Annotated in this window: 18 protein-coding genes; 3 read left to right on the top strand and 15 right to left on the bottom strand. The window is 72.3% G+C overall.

The annotated features are described in order from the left end of the window. Nucleotides 1-92 precede the first annotated feature (92 nt). Complete coding sequence (locus AB0K80_RS18950; protein ID WP_365670996.1) at nt 93-671, bottom strand: TetR/AcrR family transcriptional regulator; 579 nt, start codon at nt 669-671, stop codon at nt 93-95. Nucleotides 672-768: 97 nt separating this feature from the next. Between AB0K80_RS18950 and AB0K80_RS18945 the strand changes: the two genes are divergently transcribed. Further along, complete coding sequence (locus AB0K80_RS18945) at nt 769-2307, top strand: MFS transporter (protein ID WP_365670994.1); 1539 nt, start codon at nt 769-771, stop codon at nt 2305-2307. Between the two features lie 57 nt (nt 2308-2364). Here the strand turns inward: AB0K80_RS18945 and serA are convergent, their stop codons facing one another. The 6 genes from serA to AB0K80_RS18915 all read right to left on the bottom strand — a co-directional run bounded on the left by serA (nt 2365) and on the right by AB0K80_RS18915 (nt 12345). Then, entirely contained in the window at nt 2365-3954 is a 1590-nt protein-coding gene (gene serA / locus AB0K80_RS18940; protein WP_365670992.1) for a phosphoglycerate dehydrogenase, read from the bottom strand. Between the two features lie 267 nt (nt 3955-4221). Then, nucleotides 4222-5220, bottom strand: coding sequence for a ketol-acid reductoisomerase (gene ilvC, locus AB0K80_RS18935; protein WP_365670990.1), 999 nt, complete (start codon nt 5218-5220; stop codon nt 4222-4224). 121 nt (nt 5221-5341) lie between these two features. Next, nucleotides 5342-5866 carry an acetolactate synthase small subunit gene (ilvN, locus tag AB0K80_RS18930; protein ID WP_344605993.1) on the bottom strand — a complete coding sequence of 175 codons (525 nt, stop codon included), beginning with the start codon at nt 5864-5866 and terminating at the stop codon, nt 5342-5344. A gap of 20 nt (nt 5867-5886) precedes the next feature. After that, nucleotides 5887-7734: an acetolactate synthase large subunit gene (locus AB0K80_RS18925; RefSeq protein ID WP_365670988.1), complete on the bottom strand. Its 1848-nt coding sequence runs from the start codon at nt 7732-7734 to the stop codon at nt 5887-5889. 229 nt (nt 7735-7963) lie between these two features. Beyond that, the gene (locus AB0K80_RS18920; protein ID WP_365670986.1) at nt 7964-10981 is read right to left on the bottom strand and encodes an EAL domain-containing protein; all 3018 of its coding nucleotides are present in this window, start codon (nt 10979-10981) and stop codon (nt 7964-7966) included. Nucleotides 10982-11397: 416 nt separating this feature from the next. After that, nucleotides 11398-12345, bottom strand: coding sequence for a 2-hydroxyacid dehydrogenase (locus tag AB0K80_RS18915; RefSeq protein WP_365670984.1), 948 nt, complete (start codon nt 12343-12345; stop codon nt 11398-11400). 76 nt (nt 12346-12421) lie between these two features. On the opposite strand from AB0K80_RS18915, the gene AB0K80_RS18910 reads away from it, so the two are divergent. Next, on the top strand, nt 12422-13420 hold the full coding sequence (locus tag AB0K80_RS18910; protein WP_365670982.1) for an aldo/keto reductase: 999 nt from the start codon (nt 12422-12424) through the stop codon (nt 13418-13420). 368 nt (nt 13421-13788) lie between these two features. After that, nucleotides 13789-14952, top strand: a complete 1164-nt coding sequence (locus tag AB0K80_RS18905; protein WP_365670979.1) for a PQQ-dependent sugar dehydrogenase — start codon at nt 13789-13791, stop codon at nt 14950-14952. 48 nt (nt 14953-15000) lie between these two features. Here the strand turns inward: AB0K80_RS18905 and AB0K80_RS18900 are convergent, their stop codons facing one another. The 8 genes from AB0K80_RS18900 to AB0K80_RS18865 all read right to left on the bottom strand — a co-directional run bounded on the left by AB0K80_RS18900 (nt 15001) and on the right by AB0K80_RS18865 (nt 22916). Next, on the bottom strand, nt 15001-15135 hold the full coding sequence (locus tag AB0K80_RS18900; protein ID WP_365670977.1) for a hypothetical protein: 135 nt from the start codon (nt 15133-15135) through the stop codon (nt 15001-15003). A 14-nt stretch (nt 15136-15149) separates the two neighbouring features. Then, on the bottom strand, nt 15150-15377 hold the full coding sequence (locus tag AB0K80_RS18895) for a DUF6191 domain-containing protein (protein WP_365670974.1): 228 nt from the start codon (nt 15375-15377) through the stop codon (nt 15150-15152). A 41-nt stretch (nt 15378-15418) separates the two neighbouring features. Then, nucleotides 15419-18466: an AAA family ATPase gene (locus AB0K80_RS18890; RefSeq protein WP_365671362.1), complete on the bottom strand. Its 3048-nt coding sequence runs from the start codon at nt 18464-18466 to the stop codon at nt 15419-15421. Between the two features lie 151 nt (nt 18467-18617). After that, nucleotides 18618-18803, bottom strand: coding sequence for a hypothetical protein (locus tag AB0K80_RS18885; RefSeq protein WP_365670972.1), 186 nt, complete (start codon nt 18801-18803; stop codon nt 18618-18620). Between the two features lie 196 nt (nt 18804-18999). Then, nucleotides 19000-19521 carry a hypothetical protein gene (locus tag AB0K80_RS18880; RefSeq protein WP_365670970.1) on the bottom strand — a complete coding sequence of 174 codons (522 nt, stop codon included), beginning with the start codon at nt 19519-19521 and terminating at the stop codon, nt 19000-19002. Between the two features lie 35 nt (nt 19522-19556). Then, on the bottom strand, nt 19557-20132 hold the full coding sequence (locus tag AB0K80_RS18875) for a GNAT family protein (RefSeq protein ID WP_365670968.1): 576 nt from the start codon (nt 20130-20132) through the stop codon (nt 19557-19559). Next, complete coding sequence (locus AB0K80_RS18870) at nt 20110-22356, bottom strand: MMPL family transporter (RefSeq protein ID WP_365670966.1); 2247 nt, start codon at nt 22354-22356, stop codon at nt 20110-20112. Before AB0K80_RS18870 ends, AB0K80_RS18875 begins: the two co-directional genes overlap by 23 nt. A gap of 191 nt (nt 22357-22547) precedes the next feature. Beyond that, on the bottom strand, nt 22548-22916 hold the full coding sequence (locus tag AB0K80_RS18865; protein ID WP_365670964.1) for a hypothetical protein: 369 nt from the start codon (nt 22914-22916) through the stop codon (nt 22548-22550). Nucleotides 22917-22934 lie beyond the last annotated feature (18 nt).

Below are 22934 nucleotides of genomic sequence, written 5' to 3'. Positions count from 1 at the left end.
CGGCGCCGCGGCCTCCTGGCCGTTCGTCTGCCACGACCGGGCCTTCGTCCGGCACTTCGCCGGCCGGGTGGCCGAGAGGCGCGACGGGCGGGTCACGTCCGCGTGGCGGCCTCGATCATCCGACGCAGTCCCTCGGTGAGCTGGTCGGCGGTGGGCGCGGTCTTCGCGTCGAAGGTCCACTGCGCGATGAGACCCGTCATCAGGGTCACGTAGAACGCGCCGAGGGTGTCCGCGACCTCGTCCGGCACGTCCTCCTCCCGCCCGCCCATGAGCAGGGGGATCAGGCCCCGCCCGGCTTCGCGCTGGGCGCGGGAGAGATGGTCGCGCACCTCGGGCAGCTGGTCGCCCATCACGAGGATCTCCATGCTCAGGCGCCACATGGGCTCGCGCAGGGTGGCGATGATGTTCGACCACACCTCCCGGAACCGCTCGGGCGAGCCGGGTTCGGTGGTGCTCACGGCGGTCCCGTCGCCCTGGAAGGCGTCGCCCATCTCCCCGACCAGCGCGATGTACGCCTGGGCGAGCAGGGTGTCCTTCGAGCCGTAGTGGTAGCCGATCGACGCCAGGTTGGTCCCCGACTCCTTGACGATGTCGCGCGCCGTCGTGCGGGCGAACCCCTTGGCGAGCAGGCAGCGCTTGGCGCCTTCGAGCAGATCCTCACGGTGTCCCATGCCGCCTCACCCTACCCGGGCCCATACGAGCGTCCTAGACGGCTGATTTATACAGCCGTAGTAGACAGCTGTTTAAGACGTGCGTACAGTCCCCGGCATGACACCGAACCCGAACCCCCCGGCGCGGGCCGGACGCCGTGAGTGGACCGCGCTGGCCGTGCTGATGCTTCCGCTGCTGCTGGTCTCGATGGACGTCTCCGTCCTGTACTTCGCGATCCCCGCGATCAGCGCCGACCTGGAACCGACCGGGACCCAGCAGCTGTGGATCTTCGACATCTACGGCTTCGTCCTGGCCGGCCTGCTGATGACGATGGGCTCCCTCGGTGACCGCATCGGCCGCCGCAGGCTCCTGCTGCTCGGCGCCGCCGCCTTCGGCACGGCCTCGCTCGTCGCGGCGTACGCGAGCAGCGCCGAGACGCTGATCGCCGCCCGCGCCGTGCTCGGCATCGGCGGGGCGACCCTGATGCCGTCGACGATGGCGCTGGTCCGCACGATGTTCACCGACCCGGCCCAGCGGGCGAAGGCGATCGGCCTGTGGTCCGGGGTGATGACGGCCGGTATCGCGCTGGGCTCGGTGCTCAGCGGCGTCCTCGTCGAGCACTTCTGGTGGGGCTCGGTCTTCCTGGTCAACCTGCCCGCGATGGCCCTGCTGCTCGTCCTCGGCCCGGTGCTGCTGCCGGAGTCGAGGAACCCGGCGCCCGGGCGCTTCGACCGGCTGAGCGTGCCGCTGTCCATGGCCGCCGTGCTGCCCGTCATCTACGGCCTGAAGGAGATCGCCGCGCAGGGCTGGCAGGTCCGGTACGTGCTGTCGGTGACGGTCGGCCTGCTCTTCGCCGCGCTGTTCGTGCACCGCCAGCGCACCACGGCCGCGCCGCTCGTCGCCCCGGACCTCTTCCGGCGCCCCGGGTTCAGCCCCGCGGTCGCCCTCAACCTGGTCGCCGCGTTCGGCATGATGGGCTCGGCCTACTTCACCACGCAGTACCTCCAGTCGGTCCTGGACAAAAGCGCCCTGGAGGCCGCGCTGTGGGGCCTGCTGCCGTCGGTGCCCATCGCCCTCGCCGCCCCGGTCGGCACCCGGTTCGTGCAGCGGGGCACCCCTCGGGCGTACGTCGTGGCCGCAGGCTTCGCGCTCGCCGCCGCCGGCTATGTGATGCTGGCCCTGACCGGCACGAACGCGCTGTGGCTGCTGCTGGCCGCGTGTGCCGTCATGGCCTGCGGGATCGTCACCGCGACGGCCCAGCTGGCCGACCTGGCGCTGGGCAGCGCACCGGCGGAGCGGGCGGGCGCGGCCTCCTCCCTGCTGGAGACAGGTACGGAGTTCGGCGGGGCCCTGAGCATGGCGGCCCTGGGCTCCGTCGGCACGGCGGTCTACCGCCACGCGATGCCGGACTCCGCGCCGGCCGCGGCGAGGGAGACCCTGGGCGGCGCGCTGGGGGTCGCCGGGCAGCTGCCGGGGCGCGCGGGAGACGCCCTGGCGGCCGCGGCCCGGGAGGCGTTCACCGGCGGGATGCACGCGGCGTCGGTCGCCGGGTCGGTGTTGCTGGCGGGCGCCGCGGTCCTGGCCACGGTGACGCTGCGCCGCGTCCACGCCCGGGAGACGGCCGGGGAACAGCAGCCCGACAAGGCCCTGGTATGACGAAGGGCCGGGTGGGCGGAGGTTCCTCCGCCCACCCGGCCCCGGGGTCTGTGCGCCTCAGACCAGGTTCACCGACCGGGCCGACGTCGCGCCGATCTCCGCCGCGACCTCGGACAGCACGTTCTGCGGGACCGTGTCGTCGACGGTGAGCACCGCGAGGGCCTCGCCGCCGGCCACGGCACGCGAGACCTGCATGCCGGCGATGTTGATCCCGGACTCGCCGAGGATACGGCCGACCGTGCCGACGACACCCGGGCGGTCCTCGTACTTGAGCACCACCATGTGGTCGGCAAGCGCCAGGTCGACGTCGTAGTCGCCGACCGCGACGATCTTCTGCAGGTGCTTGGGGCCGGCCAGCGTGCCGGACACCGAGACCTCCTCGCCGTCGGCGAGGGTGCCGCGCACGGTCACCACGTTGCGGTGGTCGGGCGACTCGGAGCTGGTGGTCAGCCGCACCTCGACACCGCGCTCCTGGGCGAACAGCGGGGCGTTGACGTAGCTCACCGTCTCGTCGACGACGTCCTCGAAGACGCCCTTGAGGGCGGACAGCTCCAGCACCTTCACATCGTGCTGGGTGATCTCGCCGTACACCTCGACGTCGAGGCGGACCGCGACCTCACCGGCGAGCGCGGTGAAGATCCGGCCGAGGCGCTCGGCGAGCGGCAGGCCCGGCTTGACGTCCTCGGCGATGACCCCGCCCTGGACGTTCACCGCGTCCGGCACCAGCTCACCGGCGAGCGCGAGCCGCACCGACTTGGCCACCGCGATGCCCGCCTTCTCCTGCGCCTCGTCCGTGGACGCGCCGAGGTGCGGGGTGCACACGACCTGGTCGAACTCGAACAGCGGGGAGTCCGTGCAGGGCTCCTTGGCGTACACGTCGAGACCGGCACCGGCGACCCGGCCCTCCTTGAGGGCGGAGTACAGCGCCTCCTCGTCGACGATGCCGCCGCGCGCGGCGTTGATGATGCGCACGCTCGGCTTGACCTTGCGCAGCGCCTCCTCGCCGATCAGGCCGAGCGTCTCGGGGGTCTTGGGCAGGTGGACGGTGATGAAGTCGGAGACCTCGAGCAGCTCGTCCAGCGACAGCACCTTCACGCCCATCTGCGCGGCCCGGGCGGGCTGCACATAGGGGTCGTAGGCGACGACCTTCATGCCGAAGGCGGACATGCGCTGGGCGACGAGGGCGCCGATCCGGCCCAGACCCACGACACCCAGGGTCTTCTCCGCCAGCTCGACGCCCGTGTACTTGCTGCGCTTCCACTCGCCGTTCTTCAGCGCGGCGTTCGCCTGCGGGATGTTGCGCGCCGTGGCGAGGATCAGACCGCAGGCGAGCTCGGCGGCGGTCACGATGTTCGAGGTCGGGGCGTTGACGACCATCACGCCGGCCTTGGTGGCGGCGGAGACGTCCACGTTGTCCAGGCCGACGCCGGCTCGTGCGACGACCTTGAGCTTGTTCGCCGCGGCGATCGCCTCGGCGTCGACCTTGGTGGCCGAACGGATCAGGATCGCGTCCACGTCGGCGATGGCCGGGAGCAGCTCGGCCCGGTCCGCTCCGTTGCAGTGGCGGATCTCGAAGTCCGGCCCGAGCGCGTCGACGGTGGCGGGCGACAGCTCTTCAGCGATGAGTACGACTGGTTTCGAGCTCACGTGAGTCCTCACAAGTCCAGTGCTGCGGACGGCCGTCCCGACGGCCGCAGGCGGTGGAGGGGTGGTGGCCGCGTGGAAGACGCACGACGCTGTGGGCCTGACGCGTATTAGTGCAGCAGTGTAGTGGCGCCGAGGGCGTCGTCTTACGCCACTTCACAAGGATCACCCGTCCGTGGGCGGACGGGTGGGACAACGCCGTACCACCGACGTTACCCCGGGTTCGCCAAAGGGGCCGGAGCCACACGCCCCGGCCCCCGGCCGTGAGGCTTACGCCTCCTCGTTCACCCAGCTCATGAGCTTGCGCAGCTCCTTGCCGGTGGTCTCCAGCAGGTGCTCGGAGTCCTGCTGCTTGTACTCGTTGTACTTCTTCAGGCCGCCGTGGTACTCGTCCATCCACTGCTGCGCGAACGAGCCGTCCTGGATCTCGGCGAGGACCTTCTTCATCTCGGCCTTGGTGGCGTCGGTGATGATGCGCGGGCCGGTGACGTAGTCGCCCCACTCGGCGGTCTCGGAGATCGACCAGCGCATCTTCTCCAGGCCGCCCTCGTACATGAGGTCCACGATCAGCTTCAGCTCGTGCAGGCACTCGAAGTAGGCGATCTCCGGCTGGTAGCCCGCCTCGGTCAGCGTCTCGAAACCGGCCTTCACCAGCGCGGCCGTACCACCGCACAGCACGGCCTGCTCGCCGAACAGGTCGGTCTCGGTCTCCTCGGTGAAGGTCGTCTTGATGACGCCGGCGCGGGTGCCGCCGATGCCCTTGGCGTACGACAGGGCCAGCGCGAAGGCGCTTCCGGTGGCGTCCTGCTCGACGGCGGCGATGCAGGGCACGCCGCGGCCCTCCTCGTACTGGCGGCGGACCAGGTGGCCCGGGCCCTTCGGGGCGACCATGCAGACGTCCACGCCGGCCGGGGGCTTGATGAAGCCGAAGCGGATGTTGAAGCCGTGGCCGAAGAACAGGGCGTCGCCGTCGTTGAGGTTCGGGGCGATGTGCTCCTCGTACACCTGGGCCTGGATCGGGTCCGGGACGAGGATCATGATGACGTCGGCCTCGGCGGCGGCCTCCGAGGGCGTCACCACGCGCAGGCCCTGCTCCTCGGCCTTGGCCTTGGACTTGGAGCCCTCGTGCAGACCGACGCGCACGTCGACGCCGGAGTCGCGCAGCGACAGGGCGTGGGCGTGGCCCTGGCTGCCGTAACCGATGACCGCGACCTTGCGGCCCTGGATGATGGACAGGTCGGCGTCGGCGTCGTAGAACAGCTCGGCCACTTTGGGTTCTCTCCTCGGGAGTACAGGTGTTGCGTCCCACCGTATGACGGGGGGCGGAAGGGAAGTCTCGGGGTCTCGGAATACGGGCGGCCGGCGACGCGCCGACCGCCCGCCTCGGGTGTTACGCCGACCGGTCCAGGGCGCGCAGCGACCGGTCCGTGATCGAACGTGCGCCACGGCCGATCGCGATCGTGCCGGACTGGACGAGCTCCTTGATGCCGTACGGCTCCAGCATCTTCAGCATCGCGGAGAGCTTGTCGCTGCTGCCGGTGGCCTCGATGGTGACGGCCTCCGGGGAGACGTCCACGGTCTTGGCACGGAACAGCTGGACGATCTCGACGATCTGGGAGCGCGTCTCGTTGTCGGCGCGCACCTTCACCAGGACGAGTTCGCGCTGCACGGCCTGCGCCGGGTCCAGCTCGACGATCTTGAGCACGTTGACGAGCTTGTTGAGCTGCTTGGTCACCTGCTCCAGCGGCAGGTCCTCGACGTTCACCACGATGGTGATGCGGGAGATGTCGGGGTGCTCGGTGACGCCGACGGCGAGCGAGTCGATGTTGAAGCCGCGGCGGGAGAACAGCGCGGCGATCCGGGCGAGGATGCCGGGCGTGTTCTCCACCAGCACGGAGAGCGTGTGCTTGGACATGTCTCGTTCGTCTCTCTCGCTCAGTCGTCTTCGTTGTCGCCGAAGTCGGGGCGGACGTCCCGGGCGGCCATGATCTCGTCGTTGGAGGTTCCGGCGGCGACCATCGGCCAGACCATCGCGTCCTCGTGGACGATGAAGTCGACCACGACCGGGCGGTCGTTGATGGAGTTCGCCTCCTCGATCACCTTGTCGAGGTCGGCCGGGTCCTCGCAGCGGATGGCGTAGCAGCCCATGGCCTCCGACAGCTTCACGAAGTCGGGGACGCGGGTGCCGCGGGCCTCCGGGTTGACGTCGTGCGGGCCGGAGTGCAGCACGGTGTTGGAGTACCGCTGGTTGTAGAACAGGGTCTGCCACTGGCGGACCATCCCGAGGGCGCCGTTGTTGATGATGGCGACCTTGATCGGGATGTTGTTCAGCGCGCAGGTGGTGAGCTCCTGGTTGGTCATCTGGAAGCAGCCGTCGCCGTCGATCGCCCAGACGGTGCGGTCCGGAGCGCCGGCCTTGGCGCCCATCGCGGCCGGGACGGCGTAGCCCATCGTCCCGGCGCCGCCGGAGTTCAGCCAGGTGCCCGGCTTGTCGTACTCGATGAAGTGCGCGGCCCACATCTGGTGCTGGCCGACACCCGCCGCGAAGATCGTGCCCTGAGGGGCGAGCTGCCCGATGCGCTCGATGACCTGCTGCGGGGAGAGCGAGCCGTCGCCGGGCTGGTCGTAGCCGAGCGGGTAGGTCTCGCGCCAGCGGTCGAGGTCGTTCCACCAGGCGGTGTAGTCGCCCCGGTGGCCCTCGCTGTGCTCCTTCTGCACGGCCTGGATCAGGTCGGCGATGACCTCGCGGGCGTCCCCGACGATCGGCACGTCGGCGGCCCGGTTCTTGCCGATCTCCGCCGGGTCGATGTCGGCGTGGACGATCTTGGCGTACGGGGCGAAGCTGTCCAGCTTGCCGGTGACGCGGTCGTCGAAGCGGGCCCCGAGGGCGACGATCAGGTCGGCCTTCTGCAGGGCGGTGACGGCGGCGACCGAGCCGTGCATGCCGGGCATGCCCAGGTGCTGCGGGTGCTGGTCGGGGAACGCGCCGAGCGCCATCAGGGTGGTGGTGACGGGCGCGCCGGTGAGCTCGGCGAGGACCTTCAGTTCCGCGGTGGCCTTCGCCTTCAGCACGCCGCCGCCGACGTACAGCACCGGGCGCCTGGCCTGGGTGATGAGCTTGGCGGCCTCGCGGATCTGCTTGGCGTGCGGCTTGGTCACCGGGCGGTAGCCGGGCAGGTCCATGGTGGGCGGCCAGGAGAAGGTGGTCTTCGCCTGGAGCGCGTCCTTGGCGATGTCCACCAGGACCGGGCCGGGGCGGCCGGTGGAGGCGATGTGGAACGCCTGCGCGATGACCCTCGGGATGTCCTCGGCCTTGGTGACGAGGAAGTTGTGCTTGGTGATCGGCATGGTGATGCCGACGATGTCCGCCTCCTGGAAGGCGTCGGTGCCGATCGCCTTCGACGCCACCTGGCCGGTGATCGCGACCAGCGGGACGGAGTCCATGTGGGCGTCCGCGATCGGGGTGACCAGGTTGGTGGCGCCCGGTCCGGAGGTGGCCATGCAGACACCGACCTTGCCGGTGGCCTGCGCGTAGCCGGTGGCCGCGTGGCCGGCGCCCTGCTCGTGGCGGACCAGGACGTGGCGCACCTTGGTGGAGTCCATCAGCGGGTCGTACGCCGGAAGGATCGCACCGCCCGGAATGCCGAATACCGTGTCGGCGCCGACCTCCTCGAGAGAACGGATGAGGGACTGCGCACCCGTGACGTGCTCGGGCGCGGACTGGTGTCCTGAGGATCGGGGCCGCGGCTGAGGGTGAGGGGCCCCGGAGGCCTGCTCGGTCATCGGCATTCTCTTCTCGATGCTGAGGGTTGCTGCGAAGTTTGGGCGGATTTCGTATGCTGCACGACTGGTGCCCGTGCAACAAAAAACCCCTCGTGCCGTAAGGCAAGCGAGGGGAGCGCGCCGGGTGGGATCGCTGAGCGGTCAGAGCTCAGCGTCAGCCGACGCGCTTTCCAAGTACGAGAATTCGGGTGCGCATGGCACTGACCCTCCCCCCGGCACGCCCCCACTGTCAAGTGGGTGGGACGGGAGTCTCATTATGTGAACGGCGGGTGGCGCCACCTCCCAGGACGGCGGACACCCCGGACACGGACACCCCCGTGCCGTACGCCCGTGGTACGGCGCCGCCCGCGAACGCCGGCTCGGCCGGTCCGTGCGGCAGCGGGTAGTGGCCGGTGTCCAGCGCCCGGCGCAGCCGGTACTCGTCCAGCGGGCCGGAGAAGGCCATGCCCTGTCCGTGGGTGCAGCCCATCGCACGCAGGGCGACGGCCTGTTCGGGAAGATCCACTCCCTCGGCCACGGACTGCAGTCCGAGGTCGGTGGCGATCCTCAGCAGCCCACTGGTGATCTTGTGCAGCCGCGCGGACTCGACGACGCCCTCGACCAGACCGCGGTCGAGCTTGAGGATGTCGACCGGGAGCCTTCTCAGGGCCGTGATCGCCGCGCAGCCGCTGCCGAACCCGTCGAGCGAGATCCGGACCCCGACCCGCCTGAGCGCGTTCAGGCGGCGCTCCAGCTCGTCGAGGCCGGCCCTCGACTCGGTGTCGGACAGTTCGACGATCAGCGACCCGGGCGGCAGCCCGTGCCGGGTCAGCAGCGCCTCGACCGAGCCGAGCGGCAGTGACCGGTCCAGCAGCCGGCGGGCGCTGGTGCGCACCGTCACCGGCACGGACAGGCCCCTCGCGTGCCGTTCGGCGGCCTGCTCGACGGCCTTCTGGAGCATCCACCGCTCCAGTTCGGCGGTCCTGTCGCCGTCCTCGGCCACCCGCAGGAACTCGGCGGGCGTGAAGAGCACCCCTTGTGAGGAGCGCCAGCGCGCCTGCGCGTGCACCGAGGTGATCCGGCCGTCGGCCAGGCACACCACCGGCTGGTGCAGCAGCGCGAACTCGCCGTCGTGCAGCGCGGCCCGCAGACGCGTGGCCAGCTCACTCTTGCGTACGACGTCCTGCTGCATCTGCGGCCTGTACAGCTCGACGCGGCCCTTGCCGCCCGCCTTGGCGCGGTACATCGCCAGGTCGGCGTTGCGCAGCAGCTCCCCCGCGCCGAGGCCCGGTTCGGCGAAGGCCACGCCGATGGAGGCGTTGACGCGGACATCGTTGCCGTCGATGAGGTACGGCTGCGACAGGGTGCCTCTCAGGCGGTCGGCGAGCTCCACGATGTGCCGTTCGCGGGCGGACCGGTCGCGGGTGGTGTCGCCGACGATCAGGGCCGCGAACTCGTCGCCGCCGAGCCGGGCGGCGGTGTCCCCCTGCCGGACCGCGTCCTGGAGCCTGCGGGCGGCCTGGACGAGCAGTTCGTCCCCGGCCTGGTGGCCGATCGTGTCGTTGACGGCCTTGAAACCGTCGAGGTCGATGAAGAGCACGGCCGTGTTGCGCAGGGCCTGGCCCCGGTCGGTGGCGCGGCGGCCGGACAGCGCCTGCTGCACACGCCTGGTGAACAGGGCCCGGTTGGGCAGGTCGGTCAGCGGGTCGTGCTCGGCGTTGTGCTGGAGCTGCGCCTGCAGCCGCACTCTCTCGGTCACGTCCCGGCTGTTGAAGATGAGGCCGCCGTGGTGGCGGTTGACGGTCGACTCGACGTTCAGCCAGCCGCCGTCGCCCGACCGGAAGCGGCACTCGATACGCGTGGTGGGTTCCTCGACCGGGTCGGCGGCGAGGAAGCGGCGCACCTCGTGCACGACGCAGCCCAGGTCCTCCGGGTGGATGAGGTCGGCCAGTTCCGTCCCCACCAGCTCCTCCGCGGGGCGGCCGTACACACCGGCGGCGGCCGGGGAGACGTACCGGAGGACGCCACTGGGCGCGGCGATCATGATGACGTCGCTGGAGCCCTGCACCAGGGAGCGGAAGTGGTTCTCCTTCTGCGCCAGTTCCTGGGTGAGGGTGATGTTGTCCCGCAGCATGATCCCCTGCCGCACCACGAGCGCGAGCACCACGGTGCCGCCGGTGATGAGCACCACGCGGTCCACGCTGCGGCCGTTGAGGACGTTGTAGAGGATTCCCAGCGTGCACACCGCGGCCGCGAGGTACGGCGTGAGCGCGGCCAGCGAGCCGGCGACGGGCCGGGCGACCGGGTACCGGGCGTGCTCGCCGCCCGGCAGCGGCGGGTGCGCAGGGGGTGCGCCGCGCTGCCCGGGCACGTGCTCGTGCGCCACGCGCGTGTGCCCCTCGGTGCCCTGCCAGTCGGCGTCCTGCTGCCCGCCGCGTGGCGCGGCCCACGGGGCGTACGCCAGGATCAGCGAGCCCGCGAACCAGCCGGCGTCGAGGAGCTGGCCGGAGCGGTAGCTGTCGTGCATGAGCGGCGAGGTGAACAGGGCGTCGCACATCAGGGTCAGCGCCAGGCCGCTGATCGCGGTGTTGATCGCCGTGCGGTTCACCGCCGAGCGCCGGAAGTGCAGCGCCAGCACCATGCTGATCAGCACGATGTCGAGCAGCGGGTACGCCAGCGACAGCGCGGTGTGCGCCACGCCCGGCCCTTCCGTCTTCGCGGCCTGGGCGAGCGCGAGGCTCCAGGCCAGGGTGAGCAGCGAGCCGCCGATCAGCCAGGCGTCCAGCCCGAGGCAGACCCAGCCGGCCTTCCTCACGGGCCGCTTGGCGAGCACCAGCAGCCCCACGATGGCGGGCGGGGCGAAACACAGGAAGAACAGGTCGGCGTACGAGGGGCTGGGGACGGGCTGTCCGAGGACGACCTCGTACCACCCCCAGACCAGGTTGCCCAGGGCCGCCATCGCCGAGGAGAGGCCGAACAGCAGCCAGGCGGGCCGGAAACGGATGCAGCGGCTGCGGGCGTAGAGGACACAGGACACGGCGGCGGTGCCCGCGGCGGCGCTCAGCCCGAAGTCGCCCATGATCAGGGCCAGGCGCTGTGAGCCCCAGCCGAACGCGGCGCCCACGGCATAGGCGGCGCAGACCAGGGCCAGGACGAGCTGGGGGGCCGCACCCGGCCGGGGGCCGGAGGGCGACGGCCGGGTCAGCAGCGTCCCCGGCGCGGGCTGGGCCTGCAGCGCCCCGTCGAGGGTGGGGGTGGGCGCGCTCATCGGGGCCTCCCGGTGCGCTCCGCTGCCGCGTCCCGAGGGTCCCGGTGCGCCGCCTGGGCCGGCTTCCTGCGGCTGCCGTGCCCGCGGTGATGAGGACTGTGGTGGCTGCGGTGGCCGCTGTGATGGCTGTGGTCGCCGCTGTGCCGACCGCGTCTGCGCGCGGCCGTTCGCCAGGGTCGCAGCCGACGGCTCCGCCGCGTCGGATCGCTCGTCCATAGGCCGTGCATCGCCCGTCGCCCCCCTCACAGTCTGAAGTGCTCCATCCCCGGCGCCGAACGGTGCGCGGCGCAGCCCCTGTCGGGACGATACACCAGTCTCGTCACTCAGGGACATAGGTTCTCTACTCTCCGTGACGGTCGGCCGATATACGAGTACCCACCGCGTCCGGAGGATCGCGAACGGTACTCGAAAAGGGTTTACGCGCTGGTCGCGCCCGTCGTCAGGATCACGTTGCGCAGCGGCTCCCGGTTCACGAAACGCCTCAACTGGTCCACCAGCAGCCGCCGGGCGCGCGGCAGGAACGCGGAGGTGGGTCCGCCGGCGTGCGGGCTGATGAGCACGCCGGGCGCACGCCACAGGGGGTGTTCGGCCGGCAGGGGCTCGGGGTCGGTGACGTCGAGGGCCGCACGGATCCGGCCACGGTCCAGCTCGGCGAGCAGGGCCTTGGTGTCGACGACGGGCCCGCGGGAGACGTTCACCAACAGCGCGCCGTCCTTCATCCGCGCCAGGAAACCCTCGTCGACCAGCCCGCGGGTGGACTCGGTGAGGGGCGTGGAGAGGATGACGACGTCCGCTTCCGGAAGCAGGGCGGGCAGTTCGGTGAGCGGGTGCACATGCCCGCGCGCCGTGGTGCGCTCGGAGCGCGCGACGCGCGCCACACGCGCCACCTCGAAAGGCACGAGCCGGTCCTCGATGGCCGCGCCGATGGACCCGTATCCCACGATGAGGACGTTCCGGTCGGCCAGGGCGGGCCGGAAACCGCCGAGCCACTCTCCCCTGTCCTGCGCCCGGACGAAGTCGGGGATGCCGCGCAGCGACGCCAGGATCAGCGCGAGCGTCAGTTCGGCGGTGCTGGCCTCGTGCACGCCGCGCGCGTTGCACAGCGTCACCCCCGGGCGCAGGTGGTGCAGCCCGGGTTCGACGTGGTCGATGCCGGCGGACAGGGTCTGCACGACCTGTACGGACGTCATCCGGGGCAGGGGGCGTACGCACAGCGGGCTGGGCTTCATGTAGGGGACGACGTAGAAGGCGCAGTCGGCCGGGTCGGCGGGGAACTCCTCGCCGTTCCAGAAACGGTAGTTCAGGCCCTCGGGGAGCCCGTCGATCTCGTCCTGCGGGAGGGGCAGCCACACGTCAGCAGTCATGGTCGGAGGCTATGTCAGGGGCGTCGGACGGCAGAGGTTAGGTTGGGGTGGCCGTACGAGGGAGGGTCACGACCAGGTGGAGCGCAGGACGATCGGGGCGGCGACCCTCGCGGTGGGGGCCGTCGGACTCGGGTGCATGCCGATGAGCTGGGCGTACAGCGCTTCGCGGCGGCGCGGCGAGGAGTCGCTCAGGGCGGTGCACCGGGCGCTCGACCTGGGCTCGACCCTGCTGGACACGGCCGACATGTACGGCCCGTTCACCAACGAGCTGCTGCTGGGGCGGGTGTTGAAGCAGCGGCGGGCCGACGCGTTCGTGTCGACGAAGGTCGGTCTGCTGGTGGGCGACCAGCACCTCGTGGCCAACGGCCGTCCCGGGTACGTCAGGCGGGCCTGCGACGCGTCGCTGCGCCGTCTCCAGACGGATGTCATCGACCTGTACCAGCTGCACCGCGCCGACCCGGAGGTCCCGGTGGAGGAGACCTGGGGCGCGATGGCGGAGCTCGTCCAGGCCGGGAAGGTACGGGCGTTGGGGCTGTGCGCGGTCGGGGCGCGCTCGGCGCGCCGCCCGGGTACGCGGCTGCACGACGCGACGATCCGGCAGCTGGAGCGGGTGCAGCAGGTGTTCCCGGTCAGCGCGGTGGAGGCCGAGCTGTCGGTGTGGTCGCCGGAGGCCCTGGAGGCGCTGCTGCCGTGGTGCGAGGCGCGCGGGGTCGGCTTCCTCGCCGCGATGCCGCTCGGCAACGGCTTCCTGACCGGCACGCTGACGCCCGGCGAGGGTTTCGAGGCGGACGACGTCCGCGCCCGGCACCCCCGCTTCACGGCCGAGATGATGGCCGCCAACCAGCCGATCGTGGCGGGCCTACGCCGGATAGCCGCCCGGCACGGCGAGCACGTTACGCCGGCGCAGGTGGCACTGGCCTGGGTCCTGGCCCAGGGCCGGCACGTGGTTCCTGTCCCGGGCGCGAAGCACGAGCGCTGGGTGACCCAGAACGCGGCCTCGGCGGCCCTGCGCCTGACGGCCGAGGATCTGGCGGAGGTGGCGGAACTGCCGGCGGCGCAGGGGTCGTGGGACTGAGCGCCCCCCGAGCGGCGCCGCCGGACGCCCCCCGGGGCCGGGCCGGGGCGCGGCCCCCGGGCTTGAGGCGCCGGCGCTCACCCCCGCGTCCCAGGCACCAGCCCGTCGTGACCCGCCCACCGAGGCCGGGCCGGCCCGGGGCGGGCGGTGGGCGGCCGTTCGGCGGTGGCGTACGGCCCGGCGCGGGTGCCCGGGCCTGCACGGTGGCGGTTGCGGGCGCCGGACGGCAGCGCCGGGTCCCCAAGGGGCGGTGGCCAGGGCACTGGCGGGTTCGGGTTCGGGTGATCGGGAACTTGTGAGGTGCGGGCGGTGTATGACAGGGAGAACCCGTCCGCGTCGAAGGGACCGAGATCGTGCAACATCGAGCTGTGACGGCCGTGTTGGCCGCGGCCACGCTCCTGCTGACGGCCGGCTGCTCCTCCGGCGACGGGGGTGCGGCGGGCGGCCGGGGCGGTGCGCCCACTCCGGGCAGGACGGCCGGGCAGGCGGACCCGTCGGGGCGGGCCACCGGGCAGGCCACCGAGCAGGCTCCTCCCGCGCAGGGCTCCGTGAAGGTGCTCCGCACGGTCGCCACCGGCCTCGACAGCCCCTGGGGGCTGGCCCCGCTGCCGGACGGTGACCTGCTCGTCTCCTCCCGGGACGAGGGCACGATCGTGCGCGTCGACGACAGGACCGGCAGGAAGACCGAGCTGGGCGAGGTGCCGGGGGTCTCCGCGGCCGGCGAGGGCGGCCTGCTCGGCATCGCGCTCTCCCCCGGCTACGCCTCCGACCACATGGTCTACGCGTACTTCACCTCGGCCTCGGACAACCGCGTCGTCCGAATGCTGTACGACGAGAGCAAGCCCTCCGGCGAGCAGTTGGGCGCCCCGGACACGATCTTCAAGGGCATCCCCAAGGGCGTGATCCACAACGGCGGCCGGATCGCCTTCGGCCCGGACCGGATGCTGTACGTGGGCACGGGCGAGAGCGGCGACACCGGCCTGTCCCAGGACAGGAAGTCCACGGGCGGCAAGATCCTGCGCCTGACCCCGGAGGGCGAGCCGGCCCCCGGCAACCCCTTCCCCAACTCGCCCGTCTACTCGTTCGGCCACCGCAATGTGCAGGGCCTGGCCTGGGACAGCAGGCAGCGCCTGTTCGCCGCGGAGTTCGGGCAGAACACCTGGGACGAGCTGAACGCGATCAAGCCGGGCGGCAACTACGGCTGGCCCGAGGCCGAGGGCCGATCCGACGACACCCGTTTCCGCAACCCGATCGCCCAGTGGAGCACCGACGAGGCCTCCCCCAGCGGCATCGCCTACGCCCAGGGCTCGGTCTGGATGGCGGGCCTGCGCGGCGAGCGCCTGTGGCGTATCCCCCTGAAGGGCACGGAGGCCTCGGCGGACCCGCAGGCCTTCCTCGAGGGCGAGTACGGCCGGCTGCGCACGGTGGTTCCGGCGGGCGGCGACAGGCTGTGGCTGACCACCAGCAACACGGACGGCCGGGGCAACCCGGAGAACGGCGATGACCGGATCCTGGAGGTGCAGGTGAAGTAGTTGTTCACGAAAGGAACTTCGGTAGGCTGCGCCGCCGATCCTCTGTCTTTACTTTCCGCGGCCTCGCAGGAGGCTCACGGCGAAGAAGACAGCTCCGATCACCACGAGGACGCCGAAGACGATGCCGAGCCACGGCGGGCCGTCGGGTCCCCCGCCAGGTGCCGCCAGCTCCGCTGCACGCATCTTTCGTCCTTTCGTTACCAGGCTTTCTTTATCTTCGCCGAGCATCCCGGCTTGGCACTGTGCGAAGTGCTGTCCGGATCCTGGGCGGGCGGTCGTACGACGACGACCCCCGAGGCCAGGTCTATCGGCCCCCGGCCCGGGTCACCGTCCCCGACGTCCTCCCGGGTCAGCTCCAGCCGTTTCTGCTCGTCGCGGGTGTGCTTGCGGCCGGGTGCGAACAGTTCTTCGAAGACGTTGAACACGAAGGCCTCCCTCGGCCGCGGTATCCCTGACAGCGTAAGCCTCAGCCCGTGGTCCGCGAGGTGGCTGTTCCGGCCGGAACCAGCCCCACCCGGTGCGCCACCGCCGCCGCCTCGCCCCGGCCGGCGACGCCGAGCTTGGCGAGGATGTTGGAGACGTGGACGCTCGCGGTCTTCGGGGAGATGAACAGCTCCTCGGCGATCTGCCGGTTGGTGCGGCCGGCGGCGACCAGGCGCAGCACGTCGCGTTCCCGGCTGGTGAGGCCGAGCGCCTCGGCCGGGTCGGCAGGGGCGAGCACCGGCTCCGGGGCCCTGCCGACGGGGAGCCGGGCGCGCTGGGCGAGCTGGGCGGCGGCGTCGGCGAGCGGCCGGGCGCCGAGGTGGTCGGCGACGGCGCCGGCCAGCCGGAGCAGCTCCGTGGCCCGGGCCCGCTCGTCCTCGCCCGCACCGGAGGCCAGCAGCGCCTCGGCGAGCCGGTAGCGGACGCGCGCCAGATCGTAGGGCCGCTCCAACGGCTCCAGGGCGGTGACCGCCGCGGTCCACTCGCCTGGGGAGGGCCGGCCTTCCGCGCGCAGCAGTTCGGCGCGCAGCCACTGGTCGTACGCCTGCCACACGGGAACCCCGGCGGCCAGGGTCTTCGCGGCCTGGCGGATACGGTCGAGGATGTCCGGGCGGCCGGCTTCCGCGGCCGGGTCGGCGAGGGCGTCGGCCTCGGCGGTGGTGGCCGTGAGCAGCAGCGGCCAGCCGTAGCGCTGGAGGCCGGGCGGGAATCCCGCGGCGAGCACGGTGAGCAGTTCGGCGCGGGCGTCGGCGAGACGGCCCTCGGCCGCGGCCAGACCGATGGCGAGGCAGCTCATCGGCAGGGTGTACTGCGGCATGGGGTCGTGGGTGCCGAAGCAGGACCGGGCGGCGTTCAGGTGGCGGGCGGCCTCGGCGAGGTCGCCCCGGTCGAAGGCCAGGTGGGCCAGGCGCAGCAGACCGCCGGTGCGCGGCTTGGCGCTCTGCTCCATGCCCTGGGCGTTGGCGGCGGCCTCGACGGCCTCGTCCCAGCGGCCCAGCGAGTGCAGCGACTCGGCGAGGTTGCCCCACACCCAGCCGTCGGAGTCCAGCCGGCCCAGCCTGCGGGTGAGCCGGACGCCCTCCCGGAGGATGTCCACCGCCTCCTTCGAGCGGCCGACGCCCTCCAGGACGGAGGGCAGGTTGATGTAGCTGCGGCTGAGCACGCCCGTCGCGCCGAGCTGCGCCGCCCGTTCCTTGACCTCGTACATCTCGGCGAGGCCGGTCTCCACGGCGCCCGCGTCGACCATGAGGCCGCCGAGGGTGAGGCGGGCGTTCAGCTCGATGTCGTCGGCGCCGACCATGCGCGCGTACTCGACGGCGCGTTCGGCGGCGGCCATCGCGTCGGGGCCCGGCTCGTGCAGCATCGACCAGCCCGCGGCCAGCGCGAGCACCTCGGCGTGCACCTCGGACGGGGGAAGGCCGCGCACCAGGTCCTGGGCGGTGCCGAGTTCGGCCCAGCCGTCGCCGCGGGCCAGGGCCTGGGTCAGCCGGGAGCGCTGGACCCAGAACCAGGCGGCGCGCAGCGGATCGGGCTCCTGCTCCAGCAGGCGCAGGGCCCGCTTGGTGATCTTCAGGGCGCGTTCGCGCTCCCCGCACAGCCGTCCGGCGACGGCGGCCTCGGCCATCAGGTCGAGGTAGCGCAACGGGCCTTCGGGCCGGGGCGGGGGGTATGCCTCGGTGTAGTCGGCGGGGCGCAGGGTCCGCCGTATCTCGGCGGGGACGGCGTCCCACAGGTCCATCGCCCGTTCCAGGAGCCGCAGTTGCTCGGCGTAGGCGTGCCGGCGGCGGGCCTCGGCGGAGGCGTCCAGGACGGCGGGCAGGGCCTTGGCGGCGTCGTGGGCGTGGTACCAGTAGCTGGCCAGGCGCATGATCCGTTCGTCGGCGGGGACGAGTGCCGGGTCGTCCTCCAGCGCTTCGGCGTAGCGGCGGTTGATGCGGGAGCGCTCGCCGGGCAGCAGGTCGTCGCTGACGGCCTCGCGGACCAGGGAGTGGCGGAAGCGGTAACCGTCGCCGCCGGGGGCGGTGAGGAGGAGGTTGGCGTTGACGGCGACCCGCAGGGCCTCGATGAGGTCGTCCTCGGCGAGCCCGGCGACGGCGGCCAGCAGCGGGTACTCGACGGTGGATCCGCCCTCGGCGACGATCCGCGCGACCCGCTGGGCGCTCTCCGGCAGGCTCTCGACGCGGACCAGGAGCAGGTCGCGCAGCGAGTCGGTCAGGCCGGTGCGGCAGCCCTGGTGGGCGGCGACGGCGAGTTCCTCGACGAAGAAGGCGTTGCCGTCGGAGCGTTCGAAGATCTCGTCGACCTCGTCGGGGTGGGGTTCCCGCTCCAGGATGCCGGCGATCTGGCGGCCGACCTCGTCGCGGGTGAAGCGGCCCAGCTCGATACGGCGGACCGTGCGCAGCCGGTCGAGTTCGGCGAGCAGCGGACGCAGCGGGTGGCGGCGGTGGATGTCGTCGGAGCGGTAGGTGGCCAGGACGACGAGGCGGCCCGTGCGCAGCGTGCGGAAGAGGTAGGCGAGCAGGTGGCGGGTGGAGGCGTCCGCCCAGTGCAGGTCCTCCAGGACCAGGACGACGGTGTGGTCGGCGGCGACCCGCTCCAGCAGGCGGGCGGTGAGCTCGAAGAGGCGGGCCATGGCCTCCTCGTCGTGGCGGGCCGATTCCCGGGCGGCGGCGGTGCCCAGCTCGGGCAGCAGCCGGGCGAGTTCGTCCTCCTGCCCGGCGGCCGCTGCGGCCAGCTGGTCGGGCAGTTCGCGGCGCAGGGCCCGCAGGGCGGTGGAGAACGGTGCGAAGGGCAGCCCGTCGGCGCCGATCTCCACACAGCCGCCGAGCGCGACGACGGCCTGCCGGCGGTGCGCGGCGGTGGCGAACTCCTCGACGAGGCGGGTCTTGCCGACGCCGGCCTCGCCGGCGAGGAGCAGCGCCTGCGGCTCGCCCGCGGCAGCCCGGGCGAGCGCGTCGTTCAAGGTGCCCAACTCGTCGCCACGGCCGACGAACACGGGACTGACGGACCTGGTCTGCACGGTCCTGAGCATCGCATGCGGCAGTGACAGCGCGGCACTTGTTTTCACGGGGCGGCTCCCGCGGCACGAGCGCCCTGGCTGCGAGGGGCGTCCCCTGGCCGGAACCAGGCCCTCGCGGGAGGGCGGCCGTCCCCGGTGCGGCCGCCCTCCCGCGCCCGCGCACTCATGCCGTGCGGGCGAATCGGTACCGGCGGGAGCGGCGGGTATGGCTCTCCGCCCCGGCGGTGTCGTGGGCCGCTGCGCGGCGGGCGGCGCGGCGGGCGCGGGTGGCCTCGCGGACCAGCCGCTCGTGCTCGGCCCGGCGGATGAGTTCGGCGGAACGGGACTGCTGGAGTTCGTACTCGAACACGGTGTTCTCCTGGTGAGAGGTCGGTGGAGCCTTCGCTTGCTGCGATGCCTCCACCTTCGTCTCCCAGGCGGGTCCGCCACATCGGGTAAGTTCCGCATCTTCGGCGGCGGCCGGGGCCTTAGACGCGCGGGAGGGGCCTCAGGTGCTCCGTAAGGTGCTTACGGATGCCCTAAGACCCCTCGGGACCTGCGGTGGCTCAGCCCGTGGCGGGCAGTCCGAGCAGGACGTCGGTGTACTTCAGGACGGCCAGGAGCAGGCCGATCACGCCGAGGGTGACGCCCGCCCAGGCAGCCGACCTGATCCACGGCGCCTGTGGCCGGCCGGGCACCCCGAAGGCGGGCCTGGCCAGCACCACGACGCCGACGACCAGCGCGGTCAGCGCGAACAGGCCGCCCCACAGCGCGCTGGTGTGCCAGGCGTCGCCGTACACCTCCTGGACCTGCTTGCCGACGCCCGCGGTCGAGGCGGTCCGCAGCTGGCCGATGAGGGTCTCACGGGCGGCGGCCACGGTGCCGAGCCAGCTTCCGGTGAGCGAGACGACGCCGAGGGCCACGGACACGATCGCGCCGGCTCCCTGCCCGGTGCCCAAGGGGCCCTCCCCGGTGGCGGGCCCGGCCGCGGTGCCCTCGGTGCTCTCCTCGGAGCCGGTGGCCCGCACCGTCTCCTCGTCGGTCCCGGCCTCGGCGGCCGCGGTCTCGTCCACTGTCCTGGTTCCCATGCCCGGCACCGTACGGACGCTCTCTGAGAGGTTCCTTAACGCGCGTGGCCGGTGGCACGCGCGCGTGCGGCGCGCCACTCGGGCGCGAGCACGGACCACACCTCGAGGTCGTGCCGCACCCCGTGGTGAAGGTGGGCCGCGCGCCGCACCCCGTCCCGGGTCATGCCGAGCCGCCGGGCGACGTTGATGCTGGCCTGGTTCCCGGAGGCGGCGACCCACTCCACGCGGTGGATGCCGCGCTCCTCGACGGCCCAGTCGAGGAGCACCCGCATCGCGCGTGTGACGAGGCCGCGCCCGGTGGCGGCGGGTTCCAGCCAGCAGCCGACCTCGCAGGTGCCGCCCGCCGCGTCGAAGTTGAGGAACAGCACACCGCCCACGAGCGTCCCGTCCAGCCACAGGCCGTGCAGGGAACCGGTGTCGGCGGCCCGCATGTCGGCGTAACGCTGGAGCTTGGCGCGGGCCGAGGCCAGGTCCGTCTCGGTCGACCCGAAGGGGATGTAGCGCCCGATGAACTCCCTCCCCCGCTCCAGGTGCGCCAGGAACTCCCCGGCGTGCCAGGGCTCCAGGGGCCGCAGTTGTGCTCGGTCGTCACCCAGGGATATCGCGTACATCCCGCCCGCGCTCCTCCTCCGCCAGGACGTCCGCCACCTCGGCGTCCGTCGCGGCGGCCAGCCTCTCATGGGCGGCACGGGACTCGGGCGGCTCGATGCTGATGCGCGGCAGGCGCTTGTCGAGCCAGCGGGGCAGCCACCAGTTGGCGCCGCCGAGCAGGTGCATCAGCGCGGGGACGAGGAGCGTACGCAGGACGAAGGCGTCGAGGGCGACGGCGGTGGCGAGCGCGATGCCGAACATGGCGATCACGCGGTCGCCGCTGAGCACGAAGGCGAGGAAGACGGAGATCATGATGACCGCCGCCGAGTTGATCACCCGGCTGGTCTCGGCGAGGCCGACGCGCACGGCACGGCGGTTGTCGCCGGTCTCCAGCCACTCCTCGTACATCCGGCTGACCAGGAAGACCTGGTAGTCCATGGAGAGCCCGAAGAGGACCGACACCATGATCACGGGCAGGAAGGGCTCGATGGGCCCGGCGCTGCCCAGCCCGAGCAGGTCGCTGCCCCAGCCCCACTGGAAGATCGCGACGACGACGCCGAAGGCGGCGGCGACGGCGGCCACGTTCATGGCGGCGGCCTTGAGCGGGATGCCGACCGACCGGAACGCCAGCAGGAGCAGCAGGCAGCCCAGCCCGATCACGGCGCCGACGAAGACCGGCAGCTTGCCGACGATGACGTCGGCGAAGTCGTCGTAGCCGGCCGTCACACCGCCGACCTGCACATCGAGGGAGGTCCCGGCCTCGGCGCGCGGCAGCACCTCCTCGCGCAGCCGGTCGACGAGGTCGCTGGTGCGCTGCGACTGCGGCGCGGACTCCGGTACGACGGTGAGGTACGCGGTGTCGCCGCCGGAGCCGTAGGTCACCGGCGTGACGGAGGCGACGCCCTCGGTGGCGCGCAGGGTGCCGTCGAGCTGGTCCAGGGCGAGCCGGTCCTCGGCGCCGTGCACCTCGGTGACGAGGGTGAGGGGGCCGTTGACGCCCGGGCCGAAGCCGTCGGCGAGGAGGTCGTAGGCCTGGCGGGTGGTGGCCGTCTTCGGGTCGTTGCCCTGGTCGGAGGTGCCCAGGTGCAGGGAGAACGTGGGCAGCGCGAGGACGGCCATGACGGCCAGGGCCGCGGCGCCGAGCACCTTGGGGTGGCGCTCGACGAAGGCGGACCAGCGGGCGGCGAAGCCGGTGGGCAGCTCCGGCTCGGGCCCGTGCTCGGCCAGCCGGCGCCGCTCGCGGCGGCTCAGGGCGCGCGGGCCGATGAAGGACAGCAGGGCGGGCAGCAGGGTCACGGAGGCCGCGACCGTCAGGATCACGGTGAGGCAGGCGGCGACGGCGACGCCGTTGAGGAAGCTCAGCCGCAGGATCAGCATGCCGAGCAGCGCGATGCAAACGGTGGCACCCGCGAAGACGACGGCGCGACCGGTGGTGGCGACGGCGTGGGTGGCGGCCTCGGCGACGGACAGGCCGCGCTTGAGCCCGCGCCGGTGCCGGGTCACGATGAACAGCGCGTAGTCGATGCCGACGCCGAGCCCGATCAGCATGCCGAGCATGGGCGCGAAGTCGGCGACGGTCATGGCGTGGCCGAGCAGCCCGATCCCCGCGTAGGCGGTGCCGACGCCGACCAGCGCGGTGGCGATGGGCAGCAGACTGGCGGCGAGCGAGCCGAAGGCGAGGAAGAGCACGACGGCGGCGACGACCACGCCGACGACCTCGGCGAGGTGTCCGCCGGAGGACTCGGTGAGCCCCACGGCGCTGCCGCCCAGCTCGACCTGGAGCCCGTCGCTCCCGGCGGCCCTGGCGGTGTCGACGACGGCCTGCGCCTCGGCCTTGTCGATGTCCTGCGCCTGGTCGTCGAAGGTGACCGTGGCGTACGCCGTACGGCCGTCCGCGCTGACGCGGCCCGCGCCGTGGCCGTCGTAGGGGCTGGTCACGGCGGCGACGCCGGGCAGCTTCTCGATGCGCTCCAGGGTGCGGGTCATCGTCTGCTCGACGTCGGCGGCGCGCACCGTGCCGGACGTGGTGTGCCAGACGACGGTGTCGCTGTCACCGCCGAGGCCGGGGAAGCCCTCGTGCAGCAGCTGGGTGGCGCGGCCGGACTCGGTGCCGGGGACCTTGTAGTCGTTGGAGTACGCGGACCCGGCGGCACAGGCGGCGGCGGTGACCCCGGCGAAGGCGAGGAGCCACAGCAGGACGGCGACCAGACGGCGTTGGACACACCAGCGTGCGAGGGCTGCCACGAACGAGCTCCCAGAGGTACTGATTGTGGATCTTTGGCCGGGAACAGACGTCCATGCACTGAACGACCCGCAAAGAACGCATGAGCAATGCCCAGCCACTCTTACAGGCCGAAAAGATCGTTTGTCGGGTTCGTGGGGTTGTTCACAACAGTGGGAGGCACCTCACATGACAATCCGGTGAACTCTGTCACTCAGTCGAACTGGTCCCCCAGCGCCATCACCATCACGCCGGCGATCAGCAGCCACAGCGCCCGACGGGTGCGGCCCCGGGAGCCCAGGAAGGCGGCCAGGGCGCAGACGGCGGCCCCGCAGGCGTAGGCGAGCGGGACCAGGGCGGGGGCGGGACCGGTCGCGCGGAGCAGCGCCGCGGCCAGGCCCGCCAGGGTCAGCAGGGCTCCCGTCGTGGCGGCGGTCCAGCGGGCCCGCCGGGCCTCATAGGCCGGGTCCTCGTAGGCCGGGTCCTCGTAGGCCGGGTCCTCGTCGTGCTCCACCTGCGTGGTCGCTGAGTCCGTGACCTCGGCTGTCTCCGGTTGTGTATCGGAATCAGGGCGTCCACTCATGGCCGGGGAGCGTAGCGC

It is taken from the genome of Streptomyces sp. NPDC052682, from assembly GCF_040678435.1.
GTDB lineage: Bacteria > Actinomycetota > Actinomycetes > Streptomycetales > Streptomycetaceae > Streptomyces.
The sequence above is the reverse complement of the archived record's forward strand: the minus strand, read 5'-3'. Positions and strand labels throughout refer to the sequence as shown.

Bases quoted from the DNA above. Each gene is read 5' to 3' on its own strand.
- AB0K80_RS18950 (WP_365670996.1), bottom strand. From the start codon at position 671: ATGGGACACCGTGAGGATCTGCTCGAAGGCGCCAAGCGCTGCCTGCTC.
- AB0K80_RS18945 (WP_365670994.1), top strand. From the start codon at position 769: ATGACACCGAACCCGAACCCCCCGGCGCGGGCCGGACGCCGTGAGTGG.
- ilvN (WP_344605993.1), bottom strand. From the start codon at position 5,866: ATGTCCAAGCACACGCTCTCCGTGCTGGTGGAGAACACGCCCGGCATC.
- AB0K80_RS18925 (WP_365670988.1), bottom strand. From the start codon at position 7,734: ATGACCGAGCAGGCCTCCGGGGCCCCTCACCCTCAGCCGCGGCCCCGA.
- AB0K80_RS18920 (WP_365670986.1), bottom strand. From the start codon at position 10,981: ATGAGCGCGCCCACCCCCACCCTCGACGGGGCGCTGCAGGCCCAGCCC.
- AB0K80_RS18915 (WP_365670984.1), bottom strand. From the start codon at position 12,345: ATGACTGCTGACGTGTGGCTGCCCCTCCCGCAGGACGAGATCGACGGG.
- AB0K80_RS18900 (WP_365670977.1), bottom strand. From the start codon at position 15,135: ATGCGTGCAGCGGAGCTGGCGGCACCTGGCGGGGGACCCGACGGCCCG.
- AB0K80_RS18890 (WP_365671362.1), bottom strand. From the start codon at position 18,466: ATGCTCAGGACCGTGCAGACCAGGTCCGTCAGTCCCGTGTTCGTCGGC.
- AB0K80_RS18880 (WP_365670970.1), bottom strand. From the start codon at position 19,521: ATGGGAACCAGGACAGTGGACGAGACCGCGGCCGCCGAGGCCGGGACC.
- AB0K80_RS18875 (WP_365670968.1), bottom strand. From the start codon at position 20,132: ATGTACGCGATATCCCTGGGTGACGACCGAGCACAACTGCGGCCCCTG.
- AB0K80_RS18865 (WP_365670964.1), bottom strand. From the start codon at position 22,916: ATGAGTGGACGCCCTGATTCCGATACACAACCGGAGACAGCCGAGGTC.